This is a genomic window from Streptomyces synnematoformans (assembly GCF_039531005.1).
In the GTDB taxonomy this organism is placed as follows: Bacteria; Actinomycetota; Actinomycetes; order Streptomycetales; family Streptomycetaceae; genus Streptomyces; species Streptomyces synnematoformans.
This window is the reverse complement of sequence record NZ_BAAAPF010000010.1, coordinates 1-16605: the sequence shown is the minus strand read 5'-3', so window position 1 is coordinate 16605 and position 16605 is coordinate 1. Positions and strand designations below refer to the sequence as shown.

Below are 16605 nucleotides of genomic sequence, written 5' to 3'. Positions count from 1 at the left end.
GTTAAACGACGTCGTTTACTGGATGCATGGCAACGAAGCGAATCACGCTGAACCTCTCCGTCCAGCAGGCCGGGCGGCTGAGAGCTTTGATCAGGAAGCACCGGAAAGCCGAGACGAACTTCGTGGAAGAACTCGTCGAGGAGCGGGCGGAAGCGCTGACGGAGACGGGCGGGTCCCTGCAGTGGGAGCGGGCCGTCAAGCGGCTGCGCCGGCAGGCGCGCGTCGAGGCTGCCCAGGTGCGGCCGGAGCGGTGGCCCACGCTCGATGCCCTCATGGGCCAGGCCCTGGTGGCACGGCTGCAGCAGCCGGATCTGGCGGGCCCCTGGGTGCCGCTGAGTAGGGCAGAGCAGACCCGGCTGTCACTGTCGGGGCGGTGGCCGGCCTGCGTGTCGGGGTGCGAACACGGAGTGGAGGAACGGGCGTTCACGCTGGCTGAGGACGTGGTGGTGCAGCTGCGTACGGCGGCCTGGCGGATCTCCGAGCCGGTGCTGAACGAGCTGGAGGAGAAGGGGCTGACCGGACTGCAGAGCGCTCTGAGCCCGGAGGAGCGCGCCGAGCGCGAACGGCTCGCGGCCAAGCTCTACCCGTCCAGCCGGATTGCCCGCGAGGCCGTCGAGGAGCACTGGCCGTTCACCCTGGTAGCGCCGTCTCCGGACTGAGCAGCTCCGGCGTTCTATAAACAACGTCGTTTAAAGAAATGCACCGCTTTGAACAGCAGTCTTTCGCACTAGATCACCCTCCATGGAAATGTTTGAATGGGCGCAAGAAAGGGTTTATAACTGCTACGGTTTCTATTCCTTCGGTCCTTTAGGGAGGCGTGATCAGTGAGCAGCACCACGGCAGCGGCGGAGGTCCCGGCCAGCCGTACGGAGGCGGACCCGGAGCGGGTGGCCCGTGCGGAGCCGTGCGGGCACGTCGGTGAGGTGTCGGTGTACGGCTGGGGGCAGGCTCCGCCGTATCTGCGTACGCAGACCCAGCTTGGCGGCGAGCGCCTGAAGCTGGCGGACGGGCAGCAGCCGCTGGCCTACCTGCGCACGCGGGACTACGGGGATGTGCCGCTGTACGACCTGGCCGGCGCGGTGAAGATGAAGCCACTGGGCTCGAAGACGAAGGCGGCGATGCGCCGGCGCCGGACCTGCCCGCAGTGCGGGAAGGTCCGTACGTACGTCGTGCGGCGGCAGTGCGACGTCTGCAACCGCAGGGCGCAGCAGGCCCGGGAGCGGAAGCAGGCACGGACCTGCTGGGACTGCCGGAAGGTCTTCCCCCGGCCACTGCCGAAGGAGCACCACCGGTGCGGCGGGTGCCGACGCAAGCAGCTCGCCGAACTGCGCCGCAAGGCAGCCGAGTGGGTGGAGCGAGTCACGGTGTGCGCCGGGGAAGAGTGCTCGGTCAAGCTCGTGACGAAGAAGGAAGCCCGCGCGCACCAGCGCCAGCAGAGTCTGCACTGGGGTTCCTGGAGCCGGGCAGCGCACTGGCCGTTGCGCTGCCCGCCGTGCACGGAGACGGAAGATCGGCGGCAGGCGGACCAGCGGGCCCGGCGGGAGCAGGAAGAGCGGGAGCGGCAGGAGGCGGAGCGCCAGGCGGCGCGTGCGCGGGTGCGCTGGGCGGCGGAGGCCCTCGTCGACCCGGATGTGGTGGTGCTCGACACGGAGACGACCGGTCTGCACGGTACGGCGCGGATCGTGGAGATTGCCGTGCTGTCGTCGTCCGGGGAGGTGCTGCTGGACACTCTGGTGGATCCGAGTGGGCCGATCCCGGCAGAAGCCTCGCAGCTCCACGGGATCACGACCGAGATGGTGGCCGGGGCGCCGGCGTTCTCGCGGGTGCTGCCGGACCTGGAGCGGGTGCTGGAAGGCAAGCGGTGCCTGATCTACAACGACGTGTATGACCTCGGCCGGCTGCGCCACGAACTGACCCTTCATCACCTCGACCATGCGGCGCGGGCCTCCGCCTCGACGACGACGGCGGGCGCGGGCGCGGTGGCGGAAGAGGTGCGGGAGCAGGCTCTCGCTGCCGCCCGTACGCGGGCGGCAGCGTGGGTGGACGCGCTGCACGTCGAGGACGTGATGGGCCCGTACAGCGACTGGGTGGGGGACTGGAACGACTACTGGGGGAACAACGAGTGGCAGGCGTTGCGCGGCGGGCACCGGGCGGCGGGCGACTGCCGCGCGGTCCTGGACTGCCTGCGGGCGATGAAGCGCAGCGGCGAACACGAAGGCGGCGAGGGCGACCTGGACGAAGGGGAGGCGCTCTGATGCCGCAGATTCGGCTCATGGGCTCGGACTCGGCCGACGTGCAGCGGACGGCCGACGCTGTCGTCCGGGCGCTGCGGGCGTGGCCGGAGACCCGGGTCGGTGACGTCTCCACCCCGGTGCCGAACCGCCGCGGAAGCGGGTGCCGCATCTACATCGAGGTCCTGGCGGACGTCACCACCGACAGGGTCGAGGTGACCGTCGAGCGGAACGACCAGGACCAGCCTGAGCCTCGTACGACGGGGCGGCGGGGATTCCCCGCGGGCCGGGCGCAGTTGGGGCGCTGAGCGCTCAGCGCCGGTCGGGCGTGTTGTGCAGGTACTCCAGGCGCTGCTGGGCCATCGACAGGTGCCTGCGGTCGAGCGCGGGCAGGGCACGTAGCAGGCTGATCAGCTCGGGGCCGCAATCGCGGGCCTGGGCCGAGTCGGACATCTGTGTCCAGCAGTGGTGGGCACTCGTCGCCGTGGCGAGCACCTCCGGTGCGTCCGGCGGCTGGTGGGCCAGGCGGGTACGGCCGGCGGCGATCCATAGCTGCGTCGCCAGCTGGTAGTTGCCCTCACGGCGGGCGAGGTCGGCCCGGATCTCGACCCACTGGGTGGCCTGCGGCGAGTTGATGCCGTAGGTCTGCAGCGTGTGCTGCTCCCATGCCTGGGCGAGGCGGGCGGCCTCGCGGTGCTTCCCGGCCTCGGCCAGCGCGTGAATGTGCGGTCGAGGGTCCTGCGGTTGAGCCGCCGCCGGTGGGGTCGCCGGCGCGGCAGGGGCAGCGGGCTGGACTGCGGTCGGATGGGGTGCGCGGACCGCCTCCTGGACGGGCTCCGGCTGCTGCTGGTGCGCCGGGGCGGGTCCGGCGCTCCCGGGTCGCGTGGAGGGGCTTGGGGCGTGCGCTTCGGGCCTGGGTGCGGGTGCGGGGACCTCCGCCGCATCCGGCGGCCGTTGCGGGGCAGCGGTGGCCGGCGCGGGCGGTACGTAGTACGGCTCGGCGGGCTCGGGGTGTCGGTTCAGGCCCGGCGCGACTTCGGCCGGCTCCGTCCTACGGCGGCGCCGGGGCAGGACGGAGGTGTCGCCGGCGAGGAGCCGCTGCACGTTCGTCTTCGGCGCGGACGCCTCGTACGACGGGGCGGCGTTGATCTCCGGGGCGAAGGGGAGGACCAGGGCGCCCGGCGGCAGGGCGGCGGTGCCCACGGTGAGCGCGTGCAGCCGGGAGTTGGTGGGCCGCTCGGGCTGGTTGCGCAGCTGTTCTATCCAGGCGCGGGTGTAGGTGCTCACCCCGGTCCCGGGGGCGGCGAAGCCGGGCGGGGCGATGACGCCGTACACCTCGGCGGTGCTGGCCGGCAGCGTGCCGTACTCCTGGAGCATGGGCCAGGCGGTCTTGTCGGCCGCGAGGTCGAACAGCACGGTGGTCAGGCCCGGCGGGCGGGTGTGCAGCTCGGTGCCGAGCCACTCCCAGGGCAGGGCCGTGTAGCGGGCGGTCGCCGTGGTGGTGCCCGGCAGGGCGAGGTAGAGGTTCTGCCCCCGGCGGTCGGTGGTCAGCCGTCCGGAGAGGTAGACCAGCAGCGGCCCCGGGGTTGCCGCGGCGGCCCGCAGCCGCACCTGCAGGGAGTTCTGGTCGCGGATGCCGTCGAGGTACGTGGTGTCGCTGGGCACGTCGCTGCCGAGCAGTACGGGCACGGGGACGACGGACAGGGCCGCGAGGTTCGCGGACGGCACCACCTGTACGTTCCGTCGCCGGGCCGCGGTGTCGCTGGCGAGCAGCAGTACGTGTCCCCGCTGTTGGTGTCCCGCCCCGTTGAACTGCATAGACATCACCGTACTCATACGTAGAAAACCCCGGCGGGGAATTCCGCCGGGGCTGTTGCTGCAGCGTGGTTATGTGCCGGCGCCGGAACCGGCGCGCTGGGGGATCTCATCCCAGGTGCGGCCGTCCAGCTCGCGGCCGGCAACGCTCTTGCCGACCCGCACGGCGATCGTGTCGACGTCAAGGAGGACGCCGGCGTTCGTCACGTCGCCCGGCTTCATGGCCCGCAGCCCGCCGCCGCGGAAACTGCCGCCGGCTTCCCGGATCACGGCCGCGGCGCGACCGCCGCCGGGCGTCTCGTAGGCGCGTCCGCCGGTGAACGTCGGATCGTCCTCCACTGCGGCGGGCAGGTGCTCGCCCCACTGCTTGAAGAAGAACGGCACCGGCGGTGTGGCCTGCAGGCAGGTGTCGCGGACGCCGCGGACCCACTGGGGGTGCATGGGGCGGGCCCGGGGCCCGGACTCGCCTCCGGCGATGACCCATCCGATGCTGTCCAGCCGCAGCCCGTCGAGCGGGCCCAGCAGTGGCTCGCAGGACAGGAAGCGGACGGCGGCCGGGACCCGGCGCAGCTCCTCGACCCGGTCGAGCTGGCCGCTCGTCTCGACGGAGACGCCCATCCACACGTTCGCGGGCCAGTCGAGGTGGTCGGCCAGGCGGCGCGCTCGGCGGGCCCGCTTGGTCAGCACCTGGTAGGTGTGCTGCGGGGTGTCGGCCATGACGCGGAAGACGCGCTGGATGAAGTCGAGCGGCACGTGGGCGTGGAACAGGTCCGACATGGAGTTGACGAACACGGTCCGCGGCTTCTTCCACCGGAAGGGGAGGTCCAGCGCCTCGGGGTGCAGCGTCAGGCCGAAGCCGGGCCCGGAGGTGCGCGGGTCGCCGTCGTTCTGGTACTTCGCCTGCCCCATGCCCCTGAGCCGCTTGGCCATCGTCAGCGCGTAGCAGCCGCCGCTCTGCCCGGTGGCCGCGTCGCTGCTGCCGGGGCGCGGTAACCCGCAGCCCGGCGAGAGCATGTCGCACCCGGTGACGGGGTTCCACGTCTCCTCGGTCCACTCGATGCGGGTGCTCACAGCTCGATCTCCTGCTCCTCGTCGCGCTCGCGCCCGTGGCACTGCTCGGCCTGCTGGGTCGGCGCGTCGACATCGCGGGGGTGGTGGATGTGGTCCAGCGCACGGGCGGCGTAGCCCGTGGCGCCGGCGCTGCGGTGCTCGCGCTCGGCGTCGCGGACGCCACCGACGTCGAGGCCGCTGGCGTTGAGCAGGTGGCTGGCGTGGTCGGTCTGCACGCGGTACGCGGCGGCCGTGCCGGGGTCGGGCACCTCGCCGGCGGCTTTGGCCGCCTCCACTTCGCCACCCAGCTTGTCCAGCACCGCAAGGGCGGGCATCAGGTGCGCGACGGTCTCCTTCCCCGCGCCCTTGCCGTCCTGGGCCTCTTCGGCGGCCTGTTCGCGCTCCTGCTCGGTGTCCGTACTGCTCACGGTGATACTCCTCGGTCGGGTGTCGTGGGCTTAGAAGTCGATGTCGAAGTCGTCGTCCGCGGATCCGGGACCAATTGGTCCCGGATCGCTGTGGTCCTGTGCGGGCGGCCAGTCGGCGCCCGCCGGGCCGTGGACGGTGACGTCGTGGGGGTGGACCTCGGCCTGGACGTGGCCGCGGTACACCAGGTCACCGCCGGGCAGGAACTGCAGCGCGGGGTGCGCGCGAGGGTCGTCCTGCGGACGGACCGCGTCGCGCTCGGTGAGCGGGGTGGGGTCGATGGTGTGGCCGTCGATGGCCAGGCCCTTCTCGCTGACCTGGACCGTGTGGCCGCGCCATTGCTTGACGAGTCGCCCCTGGGGCGCGGTCGGCTTCACCGGCCGGACCCGCTGGGGCCGTAGCGGTGCGCGAAGCAGATTGCCGTGTCGAGCAGGTCTTCGACCTCAACGGCGGTGCGGTCGCGCTTGCGTTCCCAGGCCATGGGGTCGGCGGTTTCTGCGCCGGTGCGGGCGCACAGCACCAGGCCGAGGATCGTGCAGGCGGAGGTGTAGGTGTCCAGGTCGCCGGGCCCGCGGGCGACGTCCCACAGCGCGCTGTTCAGGCTGTGCCGGCGGGGCGCGACGGTGTGCGCGTACACGCCCTCGGCCGCGTCGGCGGGAGTGGTGTCGATGATGCGGATCGGCTCGGTGTTGCGGTTCGGTGTCCAGCCGTTGCGCTGCAGCAGCCGGGCGGTGGCGGTGAGGTGGTCGGCGATCTGGCCGCCGGTCAGCGGCTCGCCGCTGCAGCCGGTCCACAGGTGCGTGTGGGCGTGGCGCTGCCGCATCACCTCGGCCGTGCGTTCCACCAGGACGGTCTGCTCGGCGAGCATGTTCTCCAGGCCCTGGATCATCTCGTGCGCCTGGTCGCTGTGGTGTGCGTCGTCCATTGGGTGTCTCCCCTTGGTTCGCGCCGGGGCTTTCCCGGCTCCCTGCGGTCCCCGGGCCTGGAGTCCGGGGGCCACAGGCAGCCGTCAGCCCGTCTCTTGGCTGCGCCATTCGCCGGCGCGGTCGCGGGCGGGTAGCTCGACGGGCGCGGGGCGGTCGTGGCCGGCGGCGCGCAGCAGGGCGGAGACGCTCAGCTCTTCCCCGGGCGCCAGCGTCCGGTCGGCCTTGGCCTCCTCGGCGGCGGTGATCGCCTCGACGGCGCGGGTGATGCCCTCGACCCGGGCGACCTCGGCGCGGTACTCGTACTGCGCGCCCGTGATGCGGGCCTGCGCGTCGAGGGCGGCGACCTGGGCGGCGGCGCGGGCTTTGGTTTCGGCGAGCTGCTGGGCGTGGGCCTGCTCGCGGGCGAGGCGGCGGTCGGTGCGCCACAGCGGCGCGCAGATCGCGTACACCGCGGCGGTGCTGGCGGCCCACAGCAGCGCGGCCAGGGAGACGTGGGGGGTCCAGGCGATGGTGCCGAGCAGGGCGAGGACGCCGCCGCCGGCCAGGGCGGTGCGGGTGGTGACGGTGTCGCCGTTGGGCTGGGAGGCGGACAGGGCGCCGGCGGCCGCGGCGAGGACGGCGAGGGAGCCGCAGATCCACAGCGGCTGCGTCGAGCCCTCGGGCAGCTGCAGGTTCCACGTCCAGGCCAGGCCCGCGAGCGCGGTGGTGGCCAGCGCGGGGGCGATGCGGCCGAAGTGCCGCCACAGCGCGCCGCGGGGCGGCGGCAGCGGCGCCGGGCCGCCCGCCGCGGGGGTGGTGATGTGCTCCTCGTGGGTGAGGAGGTACATCGTCGGGTCAAAGGTGGGCTCGTTCTTCACAGGTCCATCTCCATCTCGTCGCGGGCGTGGTCGGTGGGCTGGGGATCGGGTGGTGCAGGCTCCTGGTCGGCCGGTTCGCACTCGTGGTCGTGCTCGGCGTGGTGGAGGCGCTCGCGGTCGCGCTCGACCGGGGCCAGGGCGCGCCCGGCGTCGTCGAGGAGCGCGGCCGGGGGGAGCCCGGGGTGGCGGGCGGCGGTGCGCATCCGGTGCCCGGCCGCGTCGAGCCGGTCCAAGGCGGCGGTCGCCAGAACCTTCTCGCCGGTCGTGGCGGCGATACCGGCCATGCCGCCGCGGTCCAGGGCGTCGAGGAGGTCGTGGCTGGGCTGCGGGCCGGGCTGCCGGGCGGCCTGCCAGGCGACCGTCAGCGGGTCGACGGGGGCGTGCCGGGCGTCGAGCGCGCTCATCGCCCGGTACGCGCCCCGCAGCTGCGGATCGGAGAAGTCGTCGGCGTTGAGCCAGCGGACCTCGGCGAGCTGCGCGGGGCGGTACATCAGGGAGGCGACGGTCTCGGCCTCGGCCTGCACGTCGGTGCGTACGGGGCCCGACCGGGCGGCGAGGGTCGGCGGCTCCTCGGGGTCGACCTCCAGCAGGGTGCGGACAGTCTCCGGGGCCTGCTGCCACGCCCGGCCGAAGGCGCCCAACCGCTGTGCGGCCGGGGCGACGTCGGCCAGCGCCTGGTCGGCGAGGTCGATCTCGACGTTCTGCGCGGTGGTCCGCAGCCCCTCGCCAGCGCGCTCGACGCCGCGGTGGATCGCGGCCTCCAGCGTCATCCCCCCGTACAGCGGCGCCCGGCCCGGGTCGGGGCACGCCGCTACGAGCGTCGCCAGGTAGGAGGGGGACAGGACACTCCGTACGCCGGGCTCCGCGTCGGCCAGGGCGGCGGTCACCGCCATGGGGGTGACCTGCTCGGCGGGCAGGCTGTGCAGCAGCCGCCACAGCGCCGGGTGCGCCGGGCGGGCGAACGCACCCGGCGGGATCCAGCGCAGTGCGGTGAGGGCGGCGGGCCGGAGCAGGCCCGCCCCGAGCAGGGCCTGCTCCGCGCGGCGGGCTACGCGCATACGGACCGCCCCCGCTCGTGGACGGCGGCGTCAGCGACGACGCGGGCGTGCCAGCGGAAGGCCCAGTCGGGGCAGTTCGCGCAGTTCTTGTGGGAGTGGCCGGCCAGCGGAGGGGAGTAGCGGGCGTCCTTCGACCAGGCCATCGAATCGACGGAGGTCAGGTGCCGGGCGTAGGCGGCAAGCCCCTTGATCTTCACGCCGAAGCCGTGCAGCCGTACGCCGCGGACCGCGAACGTCTCGACGATGTGGCGGATCTCGGCGGTCGCCTGGCGGCGGCACACGGAGCCGAGCCCCACCACGGGCTCGGTCGTGAGGTCGACGCCGGCGTCCGCGTAGAGCTGGGCGCAGTCGAGGTAGTGCCTCAGCTCCCAGCCCTGCAGCACGGGAATGAACGGCAGGTCCGGGGCGAGGCGCCGCAGGGCGAGGAAGTTGTCGACGGTGTAGCGCTGGTGCAGCGCCACCGCGGTGTCGAGGTCCTGCTCCGGGTCGTCGTCGGCCAGGCCGCGCGCGGCCCGGGTGCCGTGGTAGCGCTGCCCCTGGTGGGTGCCGCCGTAGATCACCCACGGTTCACACATCCAGTCCTGCGGGGCGGCCCACTCCATGCGCCCGATCGCCTCGGCGTACCGGCGGACCTCGACGGCGTACTGCTCTGCCGAGAGGGTCCAGCGGCCGTTCCGCTGCAGCATCGTGAAGCCGCCCGAGTCCAACACCCACGCGCTACGGGCGCGGGGGAAGGACTTCCGGGGTGCGAGTCGGCCGCGGTTGACCATCAGCGGGACCTCGCTGGTGGCCAGCCAGTTGACCATGTGCGTGGTGAGGTAGATCCGCACCCCCAGGGCGCGGACCTCCTGCTCTTCGCGCATGCAGGCGCACGCGCAGCCGGGTCCGGCGCACTCGTCGCAGTCGAAGCAGACGTCGTGGACGCAGTGCCCGCACAGGTAGAAGCCGCTGCACGGGCAGACCGCCTGCAGTTGTCCGTCCCGCTCGACGAGCGACACTTCGTTGATCAGCGTCAGGGACGTGGGCGCGGACTCAGGCATGGCCGCTCACCTCCGCCTCGTCGGCGGGCCAGGGCTGCAGCGGCGCACTGGCGGGCAGGTAGAGCGGGTGCCGCGGGTGGCCGTCCTTCGTGGTGCCGAGGCAGTGCAGCCGCACGCCGCGCGCGGCGAGCTGCTCCGCGACGGCGGTGTCCCGCCCGGCGAGCGTCCCGGCGGCGCCCCATCCGGCGATGACCGGCGCCTGCTGTGCGGCGAGCAGGTCCAGCACGGCGTCGTTATGTTCGCCGACCGGGTCCGGGTGCGCGGCGAGGGCGGCCGGCTCCGTGCTCCGCAGGGCGAAGAGGTTCACCACCGCGGCGCCGGCGAAGCCCTCGCGCCGGGCGAAGGCGGTGACGCGCCGCAGAGTGGGGTCGTCCTGATCGCCCCCGGCGGTGGAGGGGTTGAGGAGCGCGACCCCCGCGTGCGCGCCGGCGGCCTCGCCCCAGGTGCGGGTGAGGGCGTAGCGGTAGACCGGCGTCGTCTCGCTGCTGAACACCGCAGTGCCTGCAGCACTCTCCTCGACGACCAGACCGCGCGGGACCGCCCACGCGGCGAGCGCCTCGGGGACCGGCATCCGGCCGCCGTGGCGGTCGGCCAACGCGGCGAGGACCCGGGCGTGGCACGGGGCGCCGTCAGGGCACCAGCAGCCCAGCGTCCGGCCGCGCAGCCGCGGCAGCTCGCGGTCGAGCAGCTGGGGGTGCGAGGCGAGCCACGCCGCGTACTTCGCGACGACCGTGACGGCGTCGCCGTCGCGCCCCAGCTTGAAGGGGTTGCTCAGCACGTGCCCGTGCAGCCGCCACCCACCTTGGAACTGCGGCCGGCCGACGTACACCACGCTCTTGATCGCGGGGTCGTTCTTGCGCCCCCGCAGGCACACCACGGTCGTCGGTCCGTCCGCGACCGTGCCGGGCCCCGGCCTCGCCGGCCGATCCGTTCGCGGCCGGGGCAGGGTGAAGACTTCCTCGGCGGCGGCGAACAGGTCGAGCTGCAGGCCGCCGTTCATGACGGGCTCGATGCGGCGTGTCACGGGGCGCTCACCTCCGCGAAGAGGTCGCCCTGCTGCGCGGCGGCGAGCGGCCGGTTCGACCACACAACTTCGACGCCGGCGGGCCCGGTGTGTCCGGCCCGGTTCGCTGAGGGCCTCTGCACCGGCACCTCGACGCGCCACCAGTCCGCGTACAGCTCGTCGTACAGCGGCGAGGGGTAGCCAGACAGGAGCACGGTGGCGGTGCAGGCGTGCAGGACCTCGGCGAGCTGGCGGTGGTCCAGTTCGGAGTTCGTGTCGTACCGGTAGTCGCCCTGCCGGTGAGCACGCAGCCCGGTCCGGGTGGAGTCGAGGTACGGCGGGTCGCAGTACAGGACGGCATCGGGTGCGTCGTACAGCGCGATGACGTCGGCCGCGGCCCGGTTCTCGATCACGACGCGGCGCAGGCGTTCCGCCGTGGCGTACAGCCGGTCGACGAGGTCGGCAACCGTGGTCGCCGAGGAGGAGCCGCGGGTCATCCCGTTGGACCAGGACGCCCGCTTGCTGGCCGCGGCACCGCAGGCGTTGAAGGACTGCGTCGTGCGGACGAAGAAGCGGCGGGCGCGCTCCAGCTCGGCGAGGTCCTCGGCCGCGAGGTCCGCGGCCCGGTACTCCTCCCGGCTGTACGGGGTGAGGGTGAGCTGCCGCACGAGATCCTGCTCCCGATCGCGGAGCACCCGGAAAAACGTGGTGACGTTGCCGTCGAGGTCGTTGAGGACCTCGTGCGGCGCCGCGCGGTGCCGAGCGAACAGCACCGCGGCGGAGCCAGCGAACGGCTCGACGTACACCCGGTGTGCGGGCATCAGCCCGGCGATCCACGGGGCCAGGCGCATCTTCGAGCCGTAGTACGAAAACGGCGGCCTCACGATCCCACCGCCTCGTGGCCGTGGGGCTGGTAGGCCCAGAGCCAGAGCGTCTTGCGCCCGGCGCCCGGATGCCCTGAGGGCCGCTGCTTGCTCCAGGTCGAGCCGGGCCCGCTCGGAGCGCCAGCCCGACCGGTGACCCTCGTCCAGCCGTCGGTCCGGTAGATGTGCCCGGGGTGGCGCGCGTTGTCGGAGTAGGCGACCGCGGCCTGCGGCGTCCAGTACGGCCACGCCGGGCCGCCGACCTCACGCCACAGGCGCAGCATCACGCGCGTGGCCCACTTGAACCCGGGCCGGGTACACAGCCGGGCGAGTTCGACCACCTGGCGGCGCTCGTAGCCGGCCACGGTGGAGCTGACCGTGGAGGCGCTGATCGCGACCGAGACCGGCTCGCCGGCGATGTCGAGCCGCCACGCCTGCGCGCCGAACGGGCGCTCGCTGGCTCCGAGATAGTGCCCCCAGGAGACGACCAGGTCGTTCGCCGCGGACGGGTCGGTCTCGAACAGACCGGATGCCGGGGCAGCGATGGCCGACAGGTCCAACTGCATGGCGGCGGTCACGCTGCACTCACCGCCTCGTACCGGCTGATCTCTTCGCGGGTGACGGCCTCGACGAGTGCGGCGACGATGACCTCGGCGGCGGGCGGGGTGACGGCGTTGCCGTACTGGGTGACCTGCTGCCGCTTGGTGCCGAGGACGGTGTACTTCTTGTCCTTCTTGCCGAAGCTCATGCCGCGGGCGATCTCGTGGGGTTCGAGCATGCGGTACAGCACGCTGGCGAGGTCGATCTGCTCGGCGGCCTGCACGAGGGCGTACCGGTCGCGGGTGGTGAGCGCGCCCACGGGCTGGTCGACCGGGCGGGCGTTGCCGTTGCCGTAGTACGGCACGAGCAGTTGCTGGTCCCAGGTGGCGAGCGACTGGTGGCCGGCGGCGGTCAGCGTGCGCATCGCCTCGTCGAGCGGGGTGCACAGGTGCCCGGCGGCACCGCGGGGGGTGTTGTTTCGCACGAGCATGGCGCCCATCTGCGGGTCCATCACGAGTCCGTGATGGTTCCCGCCGGCGGTGACCGCGTGCAGCGGGTGGGTGATCGGGCGGGCCTTCTCCGCGTCGCCGCCGCCGCGGACGGGGGTGATGAACGGGGGGAAGTCGCCGGGCAGCCAGGCCAGGCCGGTCTCGCGGCGGGTGGTCTGGGCGCGCATCGGCCGGCTGGCGGGGGTGGCCTCCTTGCCGTCCCGGCCCTCGGAGGGGACCAGCAGCGGCGGCACCGCGAGGGCGTCGTTCTCGCTCGTGGTGCGGGTGGCCATCGGCTCGGCGACGCTGAGCGCGGCCTGCCGCCAGGTGCCGCCGGAGGGAACGAGCATCGGCGGGACGGCCCGCGCCTCCTGGTGCTCGCTCTCGTCCGCATCGGCGGTGAGAGGGCGGGCGTACTTCGCCAGGCCGGCCCGGATGCGGGCGAGGGTCTTCGGGGTGAGCCCGTCCGGGGCCTTCTTCGTCGGCTTGCGCTCCCCGATCGGGGTGCCGGGGATGGACCAGTCGACCGCCACGGCGGCGGGCAACACCTCGGGCTCGACGACGTGGTTGCGGCAGGAGGTGCGCGGGCAGCGGTAGACGTATTGCCCGTGCCGGATGCCGTAGCGGCCCATGTCGTTGCGCGGGTTCTTGAACACCTGCATCGCCTGAACGAGGGCGTCGCAGCCGGGGCAGTACGCAGTGGGCCGCAGCCACTTGTCGAAGTCCGGGTTCCGGCCGATGCTGCGGTGCCAGTACGCCACGTACAGCCGATCCCTGCTCTGCGGAGCGCGGTCCAGGGTCCGCGGCTGGACGTGCATGGAGTTCAGAGCGATCAGCCTCAGGCGGTACCCGAGTCGCTCGATGTCGCGCCACCACCGGTCCCAGTGGGCGCCCTTGCGGGCCTGGACGACGTTCTCGACGACGCCGAAGAGCACGAGCTTGCCGCGCCGCTGCACGCCGTCGAGGTACTTGGGGATGTCCCACATCAGCGCGCGGGAGCGCTCGTCTTCCTCGGGCGGCGCCGGCTTCTCCAGGCCGGGCAGTGCGTCGTCGGCGCGGTCGTAGTCGACGGCCACGCCGCGGGCGTTGGTCCACTTCTTGCACTCCGGGGAGGCCCAGAAGCCCATCGCGACGGGCCAGGTGTGCACGGGCAGCTCGCGGATGTCGCCGCGCTCGTGCCGGACGTTGGGGAAGTTGGAGGCGTGGCTGTCGAGGGCGAGCTGCCAGTGGTTCGCGGCCAGCTCCACCCGTACGCCGGGCACGGCGTCCGCGCCCTGCGAGGAGCCGCCGGCGCCGCAGAACCAGTCCATGAGCGTCAGTTCGTCGTCGTGACGGAAGCTCACCGGTCCGCACCCCCCTCGTCGGTGTCCGCCGCGAGCTGGGTGACGGCGTACAGCGGGTAGTGCGCGAGGTCGGCTTCGTCGGCGCGGCAGGTGAAGCGCCGCGGTGCGGGCCGGGGGCACCGGCACGGCGGGGTCCACATCGGCGGGAAGACGGCCGCGGCCTGCCCGCAGCGGCGGCAGTCGGCAACCTGGTAGCCGGGGGCTGCCAGCGCGCCCTCCAAGTGCCGCGCGACGGAGGCGCAGAAGCCCCGCTCGCCGGGGAGCGGGCGGTGGATGTGGCGGTGGACGACGGTGACGGTGATGTCGTCCTGCTGCAGCGCGCGCAGCCGCTCAGCGAGGGCTTCGGCGAAGGCGACGGAGCGGCGGCGCCCGGCGTCGGAGGCGACGTGGACATCGAGCTGCGGAAGGTCATCGCGGGACCTGACCTTCGCGACGACGAGGTCGGCCAGCCGCTTGGCGCCGCGCGACGTCATGACGTACCCAGCGACATCGGTGTCCAGGCCGGTCGCCCGCGTCCGCTTCCAGAGGGCCCACAGGGGTCCAGACGGGTGCCGCAGGTCCGTGACGGGCACGAGGATCCGGTTCGCTGAGACCGGCGGCGGGTCGTCGTGGTCGAGCCCGTACGAGGTGATGGTCACGTTCATGCGGTGGCCCCCTGGTCCTCGTCACCGAGGTCGCCGAGCTGCTGCCGGACGCGGTCCAGCAGGACGGGCGGCGGCACCCATAGCCCGAGGGCCCCGCGCCAGGGCACCGGTCGGGGCAGCGCACGGACCTCGTCGAGGGCGAGGTGGTACTGCCTGGCGGCGGACCACGGGGTGCAGGCCCCGCAGGTGTTGGGGTGGCAGTCGGTGATCCGGGCTGTGCCGACGACCGCGCCGCGGTGGAGCGTCAGCGTGCCGAGGACGGCGGCCAGCGGCGGGTGCCGCAGCGCGATGCGGTCGACCGAGCGGGAAGAGTGCAGCAGGATCGGACCCCGGTACCGGGTAGACCAAACACGGTTCTCAATCCGCTTGTCGGCCTGGACGATCGCAGCGATCCAGGGCTGCCGGATGGTCAGAGCGCGCATCTACGCCACCCCCGCCACGTGCAGCACGGACCGGCCGGTGGCAAGGAGGACCAGCACCGCCAGTACGGCGACGACGAAGACGCCCTTGCTCGTGGCACGCACGATCCGCAGCGGGTTCAACTTCCAGTTCCGCGCCGCCACGGCGGTCGCCGCGGCGTAGGCGACGAGGGCGCAGAAGCCCGTGCTGTCGAGGTTCCCGCCGAGCTGGTGAGCGAGGAGCGCGCCGAGAAGGGCGGCGGCCAGCGCGGCGCTCGCGGCGACGTGTACGCGGCTCACCGGACGCCCTCCGTCCCCGCGGCGGGCGTGGGCCACGCCTGCTCGACGGCCGTCAGGCAGCTGCGCATGCGGGGCACGGCGGTCTCGGGGTGGTCGCCGTAGGCGTAGGCCAGCTCGGCGAGCGCGGTGTCGTAGTCGACGCGGTCGATGACGTCGTTGATGCAGACGAGGGTCTCCGCCCGGCCGGGCGTACGGCTCACGGTGGGGGCGGGGGAGACGAAGAGGAACACCGCCAGGGCGGTGGGCAGGTCGGTGAAGGTGTCGGTGGACACGAAGCCTCCGCGAGGAGAAGAGAAACGGGGTGTCCACCCCGACCCGGACGGGCAGTTGCTCACCCGCCCGGGTCGGGATGGGAGAGCAGTCAGCCGCCCTGGCGGCCAGCCGCTTCCTTGGCCTTCTGGGCGTCCTCGGCGGCCTTGCGGGCCTCCTCGGCGCGACGGAGGGCCTCGGCAGCGGCGGGGTCCTGGATGACGGCGGTGGTGCCGATCGCGGCGCGCACGGCGGTCAGCCGACCAGCAGCGCGGTACGCGAGTGCGGGCGCGGCTGCTCCGGCGGCACCGGCGGGGGCTCCTGCCGCCCGTCCCGCTCGTGCGGGGTCGGACGGATCGGCAGGGGCGGCGGCTGCGTGGTGGCGTGCACGGGGCTGTCGCAGGTGACGATGCCGGTGCGGGTCACGACGGCCTCGAAGTCCCGGCACTCGCGGCACTTCGGACCGATCCGCCCGACGACGGCGAGACGCGGACCGGCAACGACCGGCAGAGCGCGGTCGCCCTCAGGCGACAGGCGCACGGCGGGGAAGTCGTCGACCTCGATCTCGATACCGGGGATGAGGCTGAGAGAATGGCTCACGGATGTCCCTCCAGTTCAGGGGTGTCCCAAGCCCGAGAGGCGGTCGCACGCCTGCTCGGGTGGAGAGGGTCGGGGCTGCAACCCCGGCCCTCTCGCTGTTCGGTTGGTGTTCCTGTAGCCAGTATGCCAGCATTCTTGCTTGCTTGCAATCTGGTTTTCTGGCTAGAGTGGTAGGCGAGTTCAGATCCACTGACCAAAAGGGGCGGCCTATGGTGCTGCAGACACTGGAGCGACCACCTGAGAGAGGCGACGTGTCTGAGGAAAAGGGGAAAGACCCGCAGCAGGCGGAGGCTGAAGAACGGATCAACATCAGCGCCCGCGTACGGGTATCCATCCGCCGCCGCGCTCGCCTGTACGCAGCCGCGCAAGACGTGAGCTTGCAAGACGTGGTCGATGCAGCACTCGACGAGTACCTGAGTCGGCGCGACAGCTAGTCACCCAAGGAGAAAGCCCCGGCGGCGCTTGCCACACCGCCAGGGCTGGACGCTGAGATTGGAGTCTGCATGCGTCACGATCAGGGTACGGGGCCTGGAACATCCAGGTCACCTGCCCGCGAGCCGACTCAGGCGCTGCCGCTGAACCGGACGCACCGCATCCTCATCGCCATCGTCGTTCTCGGCGCGGCGGTGATCGCGGCGATCGGGTTTGCGGGGTCCTACGCGGCCGTGCGCGAGCTGGCAGAGGAGAAGGGCTTCGGCGACTTCGCGGCCTGGTTCCCGATCGGCATCGACGCCGGGATCGTGGTGCTGCTGGCCCTCGACCTGCTGCTGACCT

At 72.9% G+C, this 16605-nt stretch carries 23 protein-coding genes; 5 read left to right on the top strand and 18 right to left on the bottom strand.

What is annotated here, in order from left to right; all coding sequences use genetic code 11:
* Positions 1 to 26: 26 nt before the first annotated feature.
* The 3 genes from ABD317_RS04160 to ABD317_RS04150 all read left to right on the top strand — a co-directional run bounded on the left by ABD317_RS04160 (position 27) and on the right by ABD317_RS04150 (position 2539).
* Positions 27 to 659, top strand: a complete 633-nt coding sequence (locus ABD317_RS04160; protein WP_344287933.1) for a hypothetical protein — start codon at positions 27 to 29, stop codon at positions 657 to 659.
* Between the two features lie 165 nt (positions 660 to 824).
* Positions 825 to 2255: an exonuclease domain-containing protein gene (locus ABD317_RS04155; protein ID WP_344287931.1), complete on the top strand. Its 1431-nt coding sequence runs from the start codon at positions 825 to 827 to the stop codon at positions 2253 to 2255.
* On the top strand, positions 2255 to 2539 hold the full coding sequence (locus tag ABD317_RS04150; RefSeq protein ID WP_344287929.1) for a hypothetical protein: 285 nt from the start codon (positions 2255 to 2257) through the stop codon (positions 2537 to 2539). The genes ABD317_RS04155 and ABD317_RS04150 overlap by 1 nt, the downstream gene beginning before the upstream one ends.
* Positions 2540 to 2543: 4 nt before the next feature.
* On the opposite strand, the gene ABD317_RS04145 is transcribed toward ABD317_RS04150, so the two are convergent.
* From ABD317_RS04145 to ABD317_RS04060, 18 genes are all read right to left on the bottom strand, one after another.
* Positions 2544 to 4049 (bottom strand): hypothetical protein, encoded by a 1506-nt coding sequence (locus ABD317_RS04145; protein ID WP_344287927.1) that lies wholly within the window; start codon positions 4047 to 4049, stop codon positions 2544 to 2546.
* Positions 4050 to 4118: 69 nt separating this feature from the next.
* The gene (locus tag ABD317_RS04140) at positions 4119 to 5117 is read right to left on the bottom strand and encodes a DUF5131 family protein (RefSeq protein ID WP_344287925.1); all 999 of its coding nucleotides are present in this window, start codon (positions 5115 to 5117) and stop codon (positions 4119 to 4121) included.
* On the bottom strand, positions 5114 to 5524 hold the full coding sequence (locus tag ABD317_RS04135) for a hypothetical protein (RefSeq protein ID WP_344287923.1): 411 nt from the start codon (positions 5522 to 5524) through the stop codon (positions 5114 to 5116). The genes ABD317_RS04140 and ABD317_RS04135 overlap by 4 nt, the downstream gene beginning before the upstream one ends.
* A gap of 30 nt (positions 5525 to 5554) precedes the next feature.
* Positions 5555 to 5899, bottom strand: a complete 345-nt coding sequence (locus ABD317_RS04130) for a hypothetical protein (protein WP_344287921.1) — start codon at positions 5897 to 5899, stop codon at positions 5555 to 5557.
* On the bottom strand, positions 5896 to 6447 hold the full coding sequence (locus ABD317_RS04125; RefSeq protein WP_344287919.1) for a DUF6197 family protein: 552 nt from the start codon (positions 6445 to 6447) through the stop codon (positions 5896 to 5898). The genes ABD317_RS04130 and ABD317_RS04125 overlap by 4 nt, the downstream gene beginning before the upstream one ends.
* A gap of 84 nt (positions 6448 to 6531) precedes the next feature.
* Positions 6532 to 7305 (bottom strand): hypothetical protein, encoded by a 774-nt coding sequence (locus ABD317_RS04120; RefSeq protein WP_344287918.1) that lies wholly within the window; start codon positions 7303 to 7305, stop codon positions 6532 to 6534.
* Positions 7302 to 8363, bottom strand: coding sequence for a DnaB-like helicase N-terminal domain-containing protein (locus tag ABD317_RS04115; protein WP_344287916.1), 1062 nt, complete (start codon positions 8361 to 8363; stop codon positions 7302 to 7304). The genes ABD317_RS04120 and ABD317_RS04115 overlap by 4 nt, the downstream gene beginning before the upstream one ends.
* Positions 8354 to 9403, bottom strand: coding sequence for a deazapurine DNA modification protein DpdA family protein (locus ABD317_RS04110; protein ID WP_344287914.1), 1050 nt, complete (start codon positions 9401 to 9403; stop codon positions 8354 to 8356). The genes ABD317_RS04115 and ABD317_RS04110 overlap by 10 nt, the downstream gene beginning before the upstream one ends.
* Positions 9396 to 10427 (bottom strand): DUF1643 domain-containing protein, encoded by a 1032-nt coding sequence (locus ABD317_RS04105; protein WP_344287912.1) that lies wholly within the window; start codon positions 10425 to 10427, stop codon positions 9396 to 9398. The genes ABD317_RS04110 and ABD317_RS04105 overlap by 8 nt, the downstream gene beginning before the upstream one ends.
* Positions 10424 to 11290: a DNA adenine methylase gene (locus ABD317_RS04100; RefSeq protein ID WP_344287910.1), complete on the bottom strand. Its 867-nt coding sequence runs from the start codon at positions 11288 to 11290 to the stop codon at positions 10424 to 10426. Before ABD317_RS04100 ends, ABD317_RS04105 begins: the two co-directional genes overlap by 4 nt.
* Positions 11287 to 11847: a hypothetical protein gene (locus ABD317_RS04095; RefSeq protein ID WP_344287908.1), complete on the bottom strand. Its 561-nt coding sequence runs from the start codon at positions 11845 to 11847 to the stop codon at positions 11287 to 11289. Before ABD317_RS04095 ends, ABD317_RS04100 begins: the two co-directional genes overlap by 4 nt.
* On the bottom strand, positions 11844 to 13640 hold the full coding sequence (locus tag ABD317_RS04090; protein ID WP_344287906.1) for a DNA cytosine methyltransferase: 1797 nt from the start codon (positions 13638 to 13640) through the stop codon (positions 11844 to 11846). Before ABD317_RS04090 ends, ABD317_RS04095 begins: the two co-directional genes overlap by 4 nt.
* Entirely contained in the window at positions 13637 to 14284 is a 648-nt protein-coding gene (locus tag ABD317_RS04085) for a RapZ C-terminal domain-containing protein (RefSeq protein ID WP_344287904.1), read from the bottom strand. Before ABD317_RS04085 ends, ABD317_RS04090 begins: the two co-directional genes overlap by 4 nt.
* A complete protein-coding gene (locus ABD317_RS04080) occupies positions 14281 to 14706 on the bottom strand; it encodes an ASCH domain-containing protein (protein ID WP_344287902.1) in 426 nt (141 codons plus the stop codon). The genes ABD317_RS04085 and ABD317_RS04080 overlap by 4 nt, the downstream gene beginning before the upstream one ends.
* Positions 14707 to 14982 carry a hypothetical protein gene (locus ABD317_RS04075; RefSeq protein WP_344287900.1) on the bottom strand — a complete coding sequence of 92 codons (276 nt, stop codon included), beginning with the start codon at positions 14980 to 14982 and terminating at the stop codon, positions 14707 to 14709.
* Positions 14979 to 15254 (bottom strand): hypothetical protein, encoded by a 276-nt coding sequence (locus tag ABD317_RS04070; RefSeq protein ID WP_344287898.1) that lies wholly within the window; start codon positions 15252 to 15254, stop codon positions 14979 to 14981. The genes ABD317_RS04075 and ABD317_RS04070 overlap by 4 nt, the downstream gene beginning before the upstream one ends.
* An 89-nt stretch (positions 15255 to 15343) precedes the next feature.
* Positions 15344 to 15481, bottom strand: a complete 138-nt coding sequence (locus tag ABD317_RS04065) for a hypothetical protein (protein WP_344287896.1) — start codon at positions 15479 to 15481, stop codon at positions 15344 to 15346.
* 5 nt (positions 15482 to 15486) lie between these two features.
* Positions 15487 to 15831 carry a hypothetical protein gene (locus tag ABD317_RS04060; RefSeq protein WP_344287894.1) on the bottom strand — a complete coding sequence of 115 codons (345 nt, stop codon included), beginning with the start codon at positions 15829 to 15831 and terminating at the stop codon, positions 15487 to 15489.
* Between the two features lie 209 nt (positions 15832 to 16040).
* On the opposite strand from ABD317_RS04060, the gene ABD317_RS04055 reads away from it, so the two are divergent.
* Both ABD317_RS04055 and ABD317_RS04050 read left to right on the top strand, forming a co-directional pair.
* Complete coding sequence (locus ABD317_RS04055; RefSeq protein ID WP_344287892.1) at positions 16041 to 16265, top strand: hypothetical protein; 225 nt, start codon at positions 16041 to 16043, stop codon at positions 16263 to 16265.
* A 141-nt stretch (positions 16266 to 16406) separates the two neighbouring features.
* Positions 16407 to 16605: DUF2637 domain-containing protein (locus ABD317_RS04050; RefSeq protein WP_344287998.1), on the top strand; the 199-nt coding region annotated here is incomplete at its 3' end.